Raw genomic sequence first — 13451 nt, 5'->3', positions numbered from 1 at the left:
ATATTTTTTGTCTAACTTTTTGGGGGCAGTACATTTTTTACTCAATGATTCGTCTTTTTGTTTACTCATTTATCATAAAATTTTGCTTAATAGTTCCAAGCTGAAAGACCTTGAGCATTATAAGCACGGTAAGCAGCTTGAATCTGATCATCTACTGTTGCTGTTGAACCCCAACCTGGCATAGTTTGGAAAAGACCACTAGCCCCTGATGGGTTATAAGCATTTACTTGTCCGTTTGACTCGCGAGCAATAATATGCTCCCAAGTTGATGCTGGGACACCTGTCAATTCTGCCATACGAGCAGCCGCATAAGATCCCGTAGCACCAGCAGTATTTCCATTAGGAAGAACAACATTTGAAGAAGTGCTTGCTGTAGCTGGTTGCGAATAAGTAGTAGAAGCAGCAGGTGCGTTATATGTCACATCTTCATAAGTTACAGCTTCTTCTGTTGTAGTTTCTGTTGAAACTTCTGAATTTTTCTCTTCATCAAGTTCTAAAATTTGCCCAACTTTAATCAAGTCAGGATTTTCAATTCTATTGAGTTCAACAATTTTTTCAACTGATGTATTTTTTTCTTTAGCGATTTCTGATAAAGTATCACCTGATTTAACAGTATAAGATTCAGCACTTGCAATAGCTCCTGTTGCAAAAAAAGCAACTGCCGTAAAAAGTCCTGATAAAGTCCATTTCATTGATTTTGTATTCATGTATATATCAATTTCTCCTTTTTTCGTATAATACTATATTACACATAAAATATTACTATAATCTTATAATTGTATTACAAAGATTACAGAAATATTGATTTTATACGCAAAAAACGCCCTTCAAGACGTTTTTTAGCTAACAATAATATAAGTTTTTTAACTTTTTAAGAAAGACAACATCAAACCTAAGGCAAACATAATAAAAATAGAAAAGGTATCTGCTTTTTTCCATCTCAACTGCCGATAACGACTTCTTCCTACACCACCTTGATAGCCTCTCGCTTCCATAGCAGTCGCCAAAGCATCCGCACGCTTAAAGCTAGAAGCAAATAACGGAATTAAAATAGGGATAATTGATTTTACTTTTTGAACAATATTTCCTTCACCAAAATCAACCCCACGCGCCCTTTGAGCATTCATAATCCGTGTCGTATCATCCATCAAAGTAGGAACGAAACGTAAACTCATTGATAACATCAACCCTATTTCATGAACGGGCACTTTTAATGCTGCTAAAGGCTGCAATAATGATTCAACTGCGTCTGCCAAACTAAGTGGCATTGTTGTTAAAGTTAATAGGGTAGAAAAAATAATAATCAAAAGAAAACGACTAAAAATGATACCCGCCTGAGCCAGACCTACTTCAGTAATTCTAATAAAGCCAAATTGAAATAAAGTCGTGCCACCAGATGTAAAAAATAGTTGGAATAAAGTGGTAAAAGCAATCAAAAAGACCATAGATCTTAATCCTTTAAGGAAAAAACCTAAAGGAATTTTGGAAAGTCCAACTAATAACATTGTAAAGACGAATAATAGTCCATTGGTTACAATATTATTTGCCAAAAAAATAATTAAAATAAAGAAAAACATTGACAAAAGTTTGCTGCGAGGATCTAGTCGATGAATGATTGAATTTCCAGAAACATATCGCCCCAAAATCATACTATCCATGTAGTAACTCCTTAAATTCTTCTATGGTGATAGGTAAATACGGAAGAGTTAGCCCTCTATTTTTTAATTCTTGTGCAAATTTTGTAATTTTAGGAACTCCTAGTTGAATACTTTCCATAAATGCTACAGCTTGAAAAACTTGCCGAGGCTTTCCGCTTTTGACTAATCTTCCTTTTTCCATCACATAGACGGTGTCTGCAAAATTAGCGACATCATCCATCAAATGCGTTACCAAAACAATGGTCATTCCTGCTTCATGTAATCGCTTAAATAAACTCATCAACTCTTTTCGTCCAGCAGGATCTAAACCTGCCGTTGGCTCATCCAATACAAGAATATCTGGTTCCATAGCTAGAATACCAGCTATGGCTACTCGACGCATTTGTCCCCCAGACAGTTCAAATGGGCTACGTTCAAATAATTCTTCTGAAATTCCAACAAGAGTTAATTTTTCACGTGCTACACGTTCAGCGTCTTCCTTTGATACTCCAAAATTTTGTGGACCGAAAGCAACATCTTTTAAAACGCTCTCATCAAAAATCTGACTTTCAGCAAATTGAAAAACCAATCCTACCTTTTTACGTACTTGTTTAATATCTTTATTTACAGATGTGGAAGTAATTTTGACATCATCAATCACGACACTTCCTTCAGTTGGCACTAAAAGCCCATTCAGCAATTGTAAAATAGTTGATTTTCCACTACCTGTATGACCAACCAAAGCAGTATATGAGCCATCTTTTATTTCTAAATTGACTTCAAAAAGGGCAGGATTCTCAAAAGGAGTGCCTGCTTGATAAGTATAACTTACATTTTCTAAAGTGATTCCCATAAATAATCCTGCAATTTTTTTTCTGTTAAATAGCGCTCTGGCAATTGAAAGCCTGAGTCCAGCAAAGTTGCTTTTACTTGATTTGTAAAAGGTTCATCTAAACCTAAATCTTCTAAATCCACTCGTGAGAAAAGCTCACTTGGTGTACTAGTTGACTCTACTTGTCCTTCTTTCATCACCAAAACTCGGTCACTAAGAGCTACTTCATCCAAATCATGCGTGATAGAAATAACAGTCATACCATGTCGATCTTTAATTTTTTTAACTGTCTGAATCAACTCTAAACGCCCTTCTGGGTCCAACATACTAGTTGCTTCATCTAAAATAATGATGTCAGGACGCAAAGCAACCACACCAGCAATAGCCACGCGCTGCTTTTGTCCACCAGAAAGCCTTGCAGGTTCACGTTCTTTAAAATCTTGCATTCCAACAATGTCTAATGCTTCTTGAACTCTGTCAAACATCGTTTGGTAATCCATCCCTTGATTTTCCAAACCAAAGGCAACATCATCCTCAACAGTCGCCCCTACAAATTGATTATCTGGATTTTGAAAAACCATCCCAATATGCCGCCGTTTTTCCCAGATATTTTCAAAAGTTAATTTATCTCCATCAATGATAATCTCGCCACTTTCTGCTTCCAACAAGCCATCTATTAAACGAATCGTCGTAGACTTGCCACTGCCATTATGCCCCACAATAGACAGCCACTCTCCTTGTTTCACGTGAAACGTCACATCTTTAAGGATATAACTATCTACATGATTATCGTATTTATACTTTAAATGCTGAACTTCAATGATATTTTTCATATTATCTAAATGTGTCTTTAAAGAGATAAGCACTTCCTTTGAGGTAATCATAACCTGAATAAATCGTAAAAATCAATGCAATATATAGCAAAACTTGTCCTAGCAGTGTCCAGTGCAATAACAGAAAAATAATGGAAAACATCTGCGTAAATGTTTTTATTTTCCCAGGCATCGCTGCTGCTAAAACTGTTCCTCCAGTTTCAACCAACAATAGCCGCAAACCTGTCACAGCTAACTCTCGACAAATGATAACCGCAACCACCCAAGCAGGTGCCATATTCATTTCAATCAACATAATAAAAGCTGACATGACCAATAACTTATCTGCCATCGGATCAGCAAATTTCCCAAAATTTGTTACAACCTTCCATTTACGAGCCAAATATCCATCCAAATAATCTGTAATGCTGGCTACTGCAAAAATAATCGCTGCAAAGACATGTATTCCAACAGAGTGGCCCAAGGATAGTACTAAAATAAAAATTGGAATTAAAGCAATCCGCAAAAGAGTTAAAGCATTGGGAATATTTTCTTTTTTCATTTTCTTTTCCTTAACTATTTATTATAAGTGTAATTGTACCTGTCAAACTTGTCAAGCCTGACGTATCAATCTGTTGATTATCAATTGTAATGGTCACACCTTGAACCACACCAAGAGTAATTGTTGAAGCAGTCCCTGGAGAGATTGTAGTTGACACACTTTGATTCTCAGGACTTAATGTTGCACCACCTTCTAAGTCTGTACCTGTAACACTTACCCAACTAGTTGTATCACTAACAGATAGTTTTAAATTGACAGGGCCAGTTGCACCTGTCAAGGTTGCTGTCAAGTTGTTACCATTTCCTGATACAATCAAATTTGTCTTTGAACTGCTAGAAGATTCACTAGAAGTTGCCTCACTAGTCGAACTAGAAGAAGTGGTTGTCTGTTTGTTTACAACACTATAACTTGATGAAGGAGTGGTTGCTAATGAGTTATGGTGAACGTATGTCCAAACATAATAACTAACAAAAGATAAAATAGCTAATGCAAGAATCGTCAGATAAAATAATGGTAAAAAAGAAGTTCGTTGTTTTTTTGTTCTTCGACTTCTAAAATTCTCTTCCTCATCAACATCCACTTCATCATAAGTAATCATGCTTCCTTCTTCATAAGCATCAAGAATAATTCGCTCATCTAAATCAACAGCCCAAGCATATTTTCTTAGAAAAGAACGAGCATAGAAGGGACTGGGAAGACGATCAAAATCATCAGCTTCCATAGCTTCCAGTAGCTCTAACTGAATATCTGTTTTCTTTTGTAAATCTTCCAAGCTCATTCCTTGATTAATACGAGCTAACCTCAGGACTTCACCGATTGTTTTCTTTCTCATACACACTAGCCTTCTTTCTATTAAACACTATTTTACCAAATTTCACCAAAACATGAAATCATTTTGGAAAAATAGTAAAATCAATCATTTCACAAGAATCAATAAAATGATGTCCTATCTCAATCACATCAACTAAACTGATTGTCTGTAAAATTTTTGGTAAATCAAATAGATTATCCCCTTCTGAAAAGATTTCGTATTGAGTGGCAATATATTCTAATGAATTCAGTCCATGTAAAAAATTGCCAAACATTTCACTTTTTATAATATCAAGATGCTCTTCTGTTACATCAGGGTCTTTTTCAAAACCACGAATCGCAGAACGAAATTGGTGAGACAGAGCAACTGGCTCACTAGTATCCATTGTTAATATCACAAAGTGAAAATCTTTTTCTACTTCAACTTCTAACGATAATGAGTTGTCTATTTTTCTAGCCTCATAAAGCGTTTGAAATCTTTTAGATGTCCAACCAAACATCATTGCAAATAGCAGTTTTAAAGCAGTCTTATAACGAAATAAATCGGTTCCCACTAACGATTGACTCCCACGTAATCCGATTGCAAGTTTAGAACTTGCCACTTCCATTCGAACACTCCCTGTAGAAATAACAGGATTTAACGCAAGGGGAAAACGTCTAATCAAACTTTCTTCATCAATTCCCTTCAAAGATTCGTGTTGTTCCTGAATAACAGCAATGGTCTTTTCTAAGTCAAAATTACCAATCAGCAGTAAACTCATATTAGATGGATGGTAAAAGGTTTCAAAGTTTTCATCCAAATCCTCAACGGTTATTTCTGCAATTGATTCAACGCTTCCTGCAATATCTTCTGCCAATGGAGTGTCTGGATAAAGATTTGCTAAAGTGTGAAAAAACAGGCAATAATCTGGATTGTCTTTGTACATATTAATTTCTTGCTGAATAATTCCCTGTTCACGTTGAACGGATTCTTCTGTAAAGTAAGCATTTTCTAGTAAACTTTGCAACAATCTAACATTTTCTAAAATATTGTCCGTCGCCGAAAAAAGATAACTGGTCTTAGTAAAACTTGTAAAGGCATTGCTCTCAGCGCCTAATTCAACAAACTGCTGTAAAAGATCTTGACCATTTTCATCCTCAAATAATTTATGTTCTAGAAAATGTGCAACTCCTGCAGGGTATTGAACAGCTTGATTAGAACCACGTGGAATAAAATAAGTATCAATTGAGCCAAAATTTGCTGTCATAATCCCATAAGTTTCATTGAAATCTCGTTTTGGTAAAAGAAAAACTCTTAGACCATTTCGTAAAGTAGTCTGATAGACTGCTTCTCCAACTGCTGGATAATCCTTCCTCTCCATTTTTAAAGTTTGCATTATTTTCCTTCCATAAAATAAATCGCTTGTAGCCTGAGTTGTGTTGCAGCGACAATGATATCTTCTCGGCTGACTGCTTCTAAAGCATTTAGCCAAACAGAAATTGGCATAAATGTTTTCCGCAAAACAGATGCCATATAAGCTTGTTCTATCAACGTATTTTGCCTATCTAAAGAAAGGAGCATCGCATTTCGTAGCATTTGTTTGGTCTGATTTAACGCCTCATCAGTAAAATGTCCTTTTTTTAAATCTGCAATTTGTCGATAAATTAAACTCACTGTTTTTGTTCGATTTTTCCTATCAATTCCAGCATAAATACGCATCATACCCGAAAAAATATCAATACTACTTGAAATTGTATAAGCTAGACCCTCTTTTTCCCGAACATTAACAAATAATTTTGAATGAGCAAAGCCACCTAAAAGTCCGTTTAATACAATAAGAGGGATATGAGTCTTATCGCCATATTGAGTAGAAAAATGATATCCTAATTCAACAATAGATTGATGAGCATCTTTTCGCTCCAATGATTCTTTTAAAATATTCGAAAATTCTTGATGATAATGCAATTGTAAACTAAGTTGACGAGGATGTAAACCAAAGGTTTTCATATATTCACAGACTTCAATCTCATTAAAATCACCCATAAAAAAGATATCAATTTTATCATTTTGAAGCATTTTTTGAAAAATAGCAAAACTACTTTCTGGTGTTTCCTTGTCAACTAAGTCTGGCGTAGCTAAACGAGGAGTTTGCATTTCCTTTTCTGTATAAAATAATTTACTCAGCTCTTGATGTGCGTGATAAAAATGATCTTCAATTTCAGCTTTTAAATCATTGAGTACATTCGTTTTTTCAATTTCAAAAACAGCCTGATTAAAAGCTCCTTCATTCGCTAAAGGTTTTAACAAGCTATCTTTTAAAAAATCAAGTATCTCTCCTGTTAGTGTATTTTTTCGACTTAAAAATGCATCGCTAACAAAAGAGATATTTAAATCCACGTAATGTATTAGTCCTCTGCGTGATAATCCCGTTGAAAAGTTGGCACCATAAAGAGTTGCTAATCGTTCACGAAAAATCTGCGAAGTTGGATAGATTTCATTAGCTGTTTCAAGCATACTTGCAACCAGCACGCGCCCCGCTATCGTATCCGTAGACATCGGAGCTGAAAACCTCATTTTTATTCGATTCGTTTTAAATTTTTTTGATGTTATAAAATGGAGATCTACTCCAGAAACCAGCTCCATAGTGTCCCTCATGTTCTTTTAATATTGACTTCTATTATATCACGAAACGACTCCTAATTTCTCCTTCAAGCTTTATTCTTTCAACTTAAAACGTTTTCTTAATGGTGTGCTTGTGATAATTCTAATATCATCTTTTCATCTAATTATGATATAATGACAAAGATCGAGGTGAATTATGGAATATAAATTATTTGATGACTACATCACTCTACAAGCATTATTAAAAGAAGTCGGAATCATTCAAAGTGGTGGTGCTATTAAAAGCTTTCTTCAAGAAAATCAAGTTTATTTTAATGGAGAGCTCGAAACTCGCCGCGGAAAGAAAATTCGCATTGGCGATACCATTACTCTTCCAAATCAAAAATTAGAAATACTGCTGACTGCACCAAATGAAAAGGACAGGGGGGAGCATGAAAAAGAACTTTTAGAAAAAAGACGAGTTGCCACCCTTGTAAAAGAAATGAACAAAAATATCAAAAAAAGTAAATCAACAACAGTAAATCAAAAAGCCAATAAATCTAATAAAAAAGCTCCTATCCGCTTCCCAGGTATTTAATATGTGGTTAAAAAACTTACAAATTCAACATTTTCGTAATTATGAAGCAACTGAAATAGATTTTCCTTCTGGTCTCAATATTTTTCTAGGCCAAAATGCTCAAGGAAAAACAAATATCTTGGAAGCTATCTATTTTCTTGCATTGACACGAAGTCATCGAACTCGTTCAGACAAAGATTTAATTTATTTCTCCAAAGATACCCTGAAAATATCTGGACAACTTGTTAAGCAAACTGGAAATATTTCTTTGGAAATTGACTTGACACCTAAAGGAAGAATTACAAAAGTTAATCATCTAAAACAAAGCAAACTATCTGATTATGTTGGAAATATGAATGTTGTTTTATTTGCTCCAGAAGATTTACAGTTGATTAAAGGAGCTCCAGCCCTTAGACGAAAATTTATTGATATAGAATTGGGGCAAATTAAACCAATCTATTTATCTGATTTATCACATTACCACCATGTCTTAAAACAAAGAAATACTTATTTAAAAACAGCAAAAACAATGGATGAGACTTTTTTAGCAGTTTTAGATGATCAACTAGTAGAGTTTGGTTGTCGTGTTATGCAGCATAGGATAGAATTTCTCAAAAAATTAGAGCACTTTGGTCAACAAAAACATTTGGAACTCTCAAGTCATTTAGAAAACGTAACCATTAAGTACTGCTCTTCTGTTCCACTTTCAGATTCCAATAAGTTAAAAGAATCTTTCCAAATTGCATTAAAGCAAAGCCGTAGTAGAGATTTATTTAAAAAAAATACTGGAGTTGGTCCCCATCGAGATGATATTGCTTTTTATATCAATGACATGAATGCCAATTTTGGTAGTCAAGGACAACATCGAAGCGTAGTTTTATCTCTCAAACTGGCAGAAATTGAGCTCATGGAAACTGTTACTAAAGAAAAACCAATTCTTCTACTTGACGATGTTATGAGTGAACTTGACAATAGTCGTCAACTTAATTTACTTGAAACTATTTCTCAAAATATCCAAACATTTATGACAACAACAACTCTAGAACATCTACAAAACATGCCTTCTAATATTAAAATTTTCTCAATTCATGAAGGACATCTAACTGAAGACAAGGTGTAAACTAGATATTAACACGTTTTACACGTTTGTAAAGTGTGTTAATTATAAAAGCTCTGCATTATCTGCTGCAGAGCTTTTATAATAGATCTTATTGTACAGAATAGTTTGGAGCTTCATTCGTAATTTGAACATCATGAGGGTGGCTTTCTTTCAAACCAGCTCCACTCATTTCAATAAATTGAGCTTTGTCATGTAGCTCTTGGAGATTGGCTGCTCCACAATATCCCATACCAGAACGAACTCCTCCAATCATTTGGAAAACGATATCTGCTGCTGCACCTTTATAAGCTACACGACCTTCAATTCCTTCCGGTACCAATTTATTTGCTTCATTAACAGAACCTTGGAAATAACGATCGCTTGACCCTTTCTTCATAGCTGCAATCGAACCCATTCCGCGATAAGTTTTAAACTTACGACCCTGGAAAATTTCCGTTTCACCTGGCGCCTCATCTGTACCAGCAAACATTGAACCGAGCATGACTGCATTGCCTCCCGCAGCCAGTGCCTTCACAATATCTCCTGAATACTGAATACCTCCGTCTGCAATAATTGTTTTCCCGTATTCACGCGCAACTTGTGCAGCATCATAAATTGCCGTCACTTGAGGTACACCAACTCCAGCAATGACTCGAGTGGTACAAATTGAACCTGGACCGATTCCGACTTTCACAACATCAACTCCAGCATCGTATAACGCACGTGCACCTTCTGCAGTAGCAATATTTCCTGCAATCAACGTTCGTTCTGGAAAATGTTCACGAATCTCAGCAATCTTCCGAAGTACTCCCGCTGAATGTCCATGTGCTGTATCAATGACAATAGCATCTGCACCTGCTTCAAATAAAGCTTCTGCACGCTCAAATGTATCAGAAGTAACTCCTACTGCACCAGCAACCAAAAGACGACCATATTCATCTTTAGCTGCATTTGGAAATTCAATTACTTTTTCAATATCTTTAATTGTAATCAGACCAGATAAACGACCGTAGTCATCAACCAATGGCAATTTTTCAATACGATGCTCATGAAGTATCCGCTCTGCCGTTTCAAGGTCTGTCCCAACAGGAGCAGTTATTAGATTTTTACTCGTCATATGCGCTGAGATAGGTTGATTATAATCCGTAATAAATCGCATATCACGATTTGTAATAATCCCAACTAATTTGCGATTTTCAAGCGTTTCAACAACAGGAACACCACTGATACGATAACGTTCCATCAATTCTTCTGCATCTGATACCGTATGAGTTGGAGTCAAGAAGAATGGATCAATGATAACTCCATTTTCTGAGCGTTTAACTTTCCGAATTTCATCCGCTTGTTGCTCAATAGACATATTTTTGTGAATAACACCAAGACCTCCAGCACGAGCAATAGCAATGGCCATTTTACTTTCTGTAACAGTATCCATTGCTGCGGTGATAATTGGAATATTGAGTGTCAAATTTTCAGCCAATTTTGTTTGTAAATTCGCATCATTTGGCAAAACATGACTCTCTGCAGGAATGAGTAATACATCATCAAAAGTAAAACCTTTTTTCAAAAATTTAGTGTCCCAGTTAGACATCCACAAATTCCTCTTTTCTTTATTGATTGAGCACAGCTCGTATTTATTGTTAATATGATACCATTCTATCTGTATTTGTCAATCACTATTATCTAAAAAACCATCACTTTTAGTGACAGTCTTTCTTAATTTATTTGAAATAATTAATTCCCATAGCAGATTTTACATCAGAAAGAGTCTGACTAGCTACTTGACGTGCTTTTTCGCTACCTTTTTGTAGCATAGTGTAGACTGCTCCCATATCTTTTGAAAATTCAACACGACGTTCACGAATAGGACCTAATTCGCGCTCTAAAATTTCTAATAAATAGCGTTTTGTTTTCACATCTCCCAGTCCACCTCGTTGATAGTGTTCCTTCATTGCTGTAATTTCTTGCGCATCTTCTGGACGACCAAACACATCTAAATAATGGAAAACCATATTGCCTTCTATTTTACCAGGATCTTCAATCTTGATATGGTCAGGATCAGTATACATGCTCATCACTTTCTTTTGTAAAGTATCCATATCATCAGATAAATAGATGCCATTATTTAAAGATTTAGACATTTTTGCATTCCCGTCAAGCCCAGGCAAACGTCCTGCTGCTTCATTTTGAGGATAAATGCCCTCAGGCTCTACCAAGACATCACAATTATAAGTATGGTTAAAAGAACGTACAATTTCACGAGTTTGTTCAATCATTGGTTTCTGATCATTTCCTACTGGAACATAATTCGCTTTAAAAGCAGTAATATCTGCTGCTTGTGCAATTGGATAAACTAAAAAACCAGTTGGAATACTTTCACCGAATCCTTTTTGGGCAATTTCTGACTTGACAGTTGGGTTACGTTCCAAACGCGCTAATGACACCAAATTCATATAATACATTGACAACTCTGACAACTCAGGAATTTGACTTTGAATAAAAATAGTTGTCTTTTCAGGATCTAAGCCAGCAGCTAAATAGTCTAATGCTACATTTCCAATTGACTCTACAATTGTATTAGGATCCTTAGCATGATCTGTCAAGGCTTGCTGATCAGCTAAAAATACAAATAATTCATATTTTCCTTCATCTTGTAATAAAACACGATTTCGCAAACTTCCTACATAATGACCAATATGTAATTTTCCTGTTGGACGATCTCCTGTTAAAATAATAGGTTTTGACATCACATTCTCCTTGAATTTTCTTGATAATATTATACCATTTTCAAGAAAAATGTGTAGAAACTATTTCTACACTTCTTAAAATTATTTGACAATTGAATTACCAGCTTTCACACGCCATTTATAATCAGATAATATAATATCTTTCAAAGAATAAGTTGCTTGCCAATTTAAAAATTCTTTTGCTTTAGAGGCATTTGCTAACACACTTGCTGGATCACCAGAACGACGTGCCACAATTTCATGAGGAATTTTTTGCTGTAAAATTTGCTCTGCAGTATTGTAAATTTCCTTGACAGTATAACCTTGTTCTGTTCCTAAATTGAAAATCTGTGAAGTTGACGAATCTGTAAATAAATAGTCAAATCCCTTTACATGTGACTGCGCTAAATCTAAAACATGAATATAATCACGAATGCATGAGCCATCTCGCGTTTCATAATCATCGCCATAAATTTTTAAAGCATCATTTTGTCCAAGAGCCGTTTTATTAATATTAGGGATAATATGTGTCGGATTTTTAACCCTCAAACCATTTGAAGCATCCATAGCAGCACCAGCAACATTAAAATAACGAAAAATGACATATTTCCAACCATAACGGTTGGCCATCCAATAAATCATGCGTTCTCCCATCAGTTTTGTCTCTGCATAAGGATTTACTGGATTTAATAGCGTATCTTCATTTGCAGGTTTATCCATACAATTATTGCCATAAACTGAAGCTGTAGAAGAAAATATAATTTTATCAATTCCTACTGCTGATAATACTTTTAACACCTGATTCATACCAGCTACATTTGCTGAAAAATATTTACTTGGATCTTCGATACTTTCACTAACGACTATTTCACCCGCACAATGTAGCACAGCATCAATTTTATAAGATTGTAAATAAGCTTTTAATTCAGACTCATCATAAACATCCAGTTCTTTAAAGTGTGCTCTTACATCCACCGCTTCCTTAACACCTGATGCTAGATTATCCAAAACATGTACATCATAACCAGCATCTAAAAGCACCTTCACAGTATGAGAGCCAATATATCCGGCTCCTCCTGTCACTAAAATTGATTTCATTTTTTCTCCTCCTTATCTTTTTACATCGATACAAGAGTATCTTTTAGTAAGTATTGGTATGTTTCAACCAAACTTTCAATCCTATCTCCAATAAGAATCCCATCAAATCCAATAGTTAAAATCTGTTCAATATCTTCACGGTTTACACCACCACCAAAAATCAACTGATATGTAAACCCAAACTTTACACTTAAATTGTCCAAATAATCTTTTAAATCTTGAAAACTTTCTTCAACTTCTGTAAAGGAATAATCTTTTTTTCCTTTTAATGTTGCACTCAATATTTCGTAAGCTACAATAATATGTTTATCATGAAGATCTAGATCATCTAAATATGTTGCGCATTCAAAAATAGGATTTTCATGATTTCCTACACAAATAATAGGAATAATAGCTTTCTGTAAAGCATTGTCAATCTTTGAGCGAATCATTCTTGTTGTTTCATTTAAATACTTTTGCCTTTCTAAATGACCTACAAAAGCATAATTTATATTGTAATGTTTTAAATGTTGAGGCGATAAATCACCTACATTTCTTCCTTTAATTGACAAATTTTGAACTGCAATGTCAAAATGATATACATTATAATCCGGTATGATAGGAGCAATGATCAATTGATGTTGTTTGCTCATTGGTTGATTGAACTTCTCTAACAATTCTAATTGTTGCTTGATTGACATCTGATTTTTAAAATTAAAAACAACTAACACTTTACAC

General features: G+C 34.9%; 14 protein-coding genes. 2 read left to right on the top strand and 12 right to left on the bottom strand.

All coding sequences use genetic code 11. The annotated features are described in order from the left end of the window. Nucleotides 1-86: 86 nt before the first annotated feature. The 8 genes from HMPREF2574_RS00190 to yfmF form a co-directional block, all read right to left on the bottom strand. Nucleotides 87-707 carry a LysM peptidoglycan-binding domain-containing protein gene (locus HMPREF2574_RS00190; RefSeq protein ID WP_003031567.1) on the bottom strand — a complete coding sequence of 207 codons (621 nt, stop codon included), beginning with the start codon at nt 705-707 and terminating at the stop codon, nt 87-89. A 156-nt stretch (nt 708-863) separates the two neighbouring features. After that, nucleotides 864-1658 (bottom strand): energy-coupling factor transporter transmembrane component T family protein, encoded by a 795-nt coding sequence (locus tag HMPREF2574_RS00185; RefSeq protein WP_070812024.1) that lies wholly within the window; start codon nt 1656-1658, stop codon nt 864-866. Beyond that, nucleotides 1651-2490: an energy-coupling factor transporter ATPase gene (locus HMPREF2574_RS00180; RefSeq protein WP_070242166.1), complete on the bottom strand. Its 840-nt coding sequence runs from the start codon at nt 2488-2490 to the stop codon at nt 1651-1653. Before HMPREF2574_RS00180 ends, HMPREF2574_RS00185 begins: the two co-directional genes overlap by 8 nt. Continuing rightward, nucleotides 2475-3302, bottom strand: coding sequence for an energy-coupling factor ABC transporter ATP-binding protein (locus HMPREF2574_RS00175; RefSeq protein ID WP_042754084.1), 828 nt, complete (start codon nt 3300-3302; stop codon nt 2475-2477). The genes HMPREF2574_RS00180 and HMPREF2574_RS00175 overlap by 16 nt, the downstream gene beginning before the upstream one ends. 1 nt (nt 3303) lies before the next feature. Then, nucleotides 3304-3843, bottom strand: coding sequence for a CDP-diacylglycerol--glycerol-3-phosphate 3-phosphatidyltransferase (pgsA, locus tag HMPREF2574_RS00170; RefSeq protein WP_024052490.1), 540 nt, complete (start codon nt 3841-3843; stop codon nt 3304-3306). A 10-nt stretch (nt 3844-3853) separates the two neighbouring features. After that, nucleotides 3854-4675: a cytoskeleton protein RodZ gene (rodZ, locus tag HMPREF2574_RS00165; RefSeq protein ID WP_024052489.1), complete on the bottom strand. Its 822-nt coding sequence runs from the start codon at nt 4673-4675 to the stop codon at nt 3854-3856. Nucleotides 4676-4733: 58 nt separating this feature from the next. Then, nucleotides 4734-6029: an EF-P 5-aminopentanol modification-associated protein YfmH gene (yfmH, locus tag HMPREF2574_RS00160; RefSeq protein ID WP_070812023.1), complete on the bottom strand. Its 1296-nt coding sequence runs from the start codon at nt 6027-6029 to the stop codon at nt 4734-4736. Further along, on the bottom strand, nt 6029-7276 hold the full coding sequence (gene yfmF, locus HMPREF2574_RS00155) for an EF-P 5-aminopentanol modification-associated protein YfmF (protein WP_070812022.1): 1248 nt from the start codon (nt 7274-7276) through the stop codon (nt 6029-6031). Before yfmF ends, yfmH begins: the two co-directional genes overlap by 1 nt. A 175-nt stretch (nt 7277-7451) precedes the next feature. Between yfmF and yaaA the strand changes: the two genes are divergently transcribed. After that, entirely contained in the window at nt 7452-7832 is a 381-nt protein-coding gene (yaaA, locus tag HMPREF2574_RS00150) for a S4 domain-containing protein YaaA (protein WP_003038263.1), read from the top strand. Between the two features lies 1 nt (nt 7833). Next, nucleotides 7834-8931: a DNA replication/repair protein RecF gene (recF, locus tag HMPREF2574_RS00145; protein ID WP_070812021.1), complete on the top strand. Its 1098-nt coding sequence runs from the start codon at nt 7834-7836 to the stop codon at nt 8929-8931. A gap of 88 nt (nt 8932-9019) precedes the next feature. Here the strand turns inward: recF and guaB are convergent, their stop codons facing one another. The 4 genes from guaB to HMPREF2574_RS00125 form a co-directional block, all read right to left on the bottom strand. After that, nucleotides 9020-10501, bottom strand: a complete 1482-nt coding sequence (guaB, locus tag HMPREF2574_RS00140) for an IMP dehydrogenase (protein WP_003026802.1) — start codon at nt 10499-10501, stop codon at nt 9020-9022. A gap of 130 nt (nt 10502-10631) precedes the next feature. Continuing rightward, nucleotides 10632-11657 (bottom strand): tryptophan--tRNA ligase, encoded by a 1026-nt coding sequence (gene trpS, locus HMPREF2574_RS00135; RefSeq protein WP_070812020.1) that lies wholly within the window; start codon nt 11655-11657, stop codon nt 10632-10634. Nucleotides 11658-11738: 81 nt separating this feature from the next. After that, complete coding sequence (gene galE / locus HMPREF2574_RS00130) at nt 11739-12734, bottom strand: UDP-glucose 4-epimerase GalE (RefSeq protein ID WP_070812019.1); 996 nt, start codon at nt 12732-12734, stop codon at nt 11739-11741. Nucleotides 12735-12754: 20 nt separating this feature from the next. Continuing rightward, nucleotides 12755-13444, bottom strand: a complete 690-nt coding sequence (locus HMPREF2574_RS00125; RefSeq protein ID WP_070812018.1) for a triose-phosphate isomerase — start codon at nt 13442-13444, stop codon at nt 12755-12757. Nucleotides 13445-13451 lie beyond the last annotated feature (7 nt).

Source organism: Streptococcus sp. HMSC034E12 (genome assembly GCF_001835915.1).
In the GTDB taxonomy this organism is placed as follows: Bacteria; Bacillota; Bacilli; order Lactobacillales; family Streptococcaceae; genus Streptococcus; species Streptococcus vaginalis.
Note: the sequence above shows the minus strand (reverse complement) of the source record. Positions and strands in the feature narration are given on the sequence as shown.

Excerpts from the sequence above, each read along its gene's own strand:
- HMPREF2574_RS00190 (WP_003031567.1), bottom strand. The coding sequence starts at position 707 with ATGAATACAAAATCAATGAAATGGACTTTATCAGGACTTTTTACGGCA.
- HMPREF2574_RS00185 (WP_070812024.1), bottom strand. The coding sequence starts at position 1,658 with ATGGATAGTATGATTTTGGGGCGATATGTTTCTGGAAATTCAATCATT.
- HMPREF2574_RS00180 (WP_070242166.1), bottom strand. The coding sequence starts at position 2,490 with ATGGGAATCACTTTAGAAAATGTAAGTTATACTTATCAAGCAGGCACT.
- HMPREF2574_RS00175 (WP_042754084.1), bottom strand. The coding sequence starts at position 3,302 with ATGAAAAATATCATTGAAGTTCAGCATTTAAAGTATAAATACGATAAT.
- pgsA (WP_024052490.1), bottom strand. The coding sequence starts at position 3,843 with ATGAAAAAAGAAAATATTCCCAATGCTTTAACTCTTTTGCGGATTGCT.
- rodZ (WP_024052489.1), bottom strand. The coding sequence starts at position 4,675 with ATGAGAAAGAAAACAATCGGTGAAGTCCTGAGGTTAGCTCGTATTAAT.
- yfmH (WP_070812023.1), bottom strand. The coding sequence starts at position 6,029 with ATGCAAACTTTAAAAATGGAGAGGAAGGATTATCCAGCAGTTGGAGAA.
- yfmF (WP_070812022.1), bottom strand. The coding sequence starts at position 7,276 with ATGGAGCTGGTTTCTGGAGTAGATCTCCATTTTATAACATCAAAAAAA.
- yaaA (WP_003038263.1), top strand. The coding sequence starts at position 7,452 with ATGGAATATAAATTATTTGATGACTACATCACTCTACAAGCATTATTA.
- recF (WP_070812021.1), top strand. The coding sequence starts at position 7,834 with ATGTGGTTAAAAAACTTACAAATTCAACATTTTCGTAATTATGAAGCA.
- guaB (WP_003026802.1), bottom strand. The coding sequence starts at position 10,501 with ATGTCTAACTGGGACACTAAATTTTTGAAAAAAGGTTTTACTTTTGAT.
- trpS (WP_070812020.1), bottom strand. The coding sequence starts at position 11,657 with ATGTCAAAACCTATTATTTTAACAGGAGATCGTCCAACAGGAAAATTA.
- galE (WP_070812019.1), bottom strand. The coding sequence starts at position 12,734 with ATGAAATCAATTTTAGTGACAGGAGGAGCCGGATATATTGGCTCTCAT.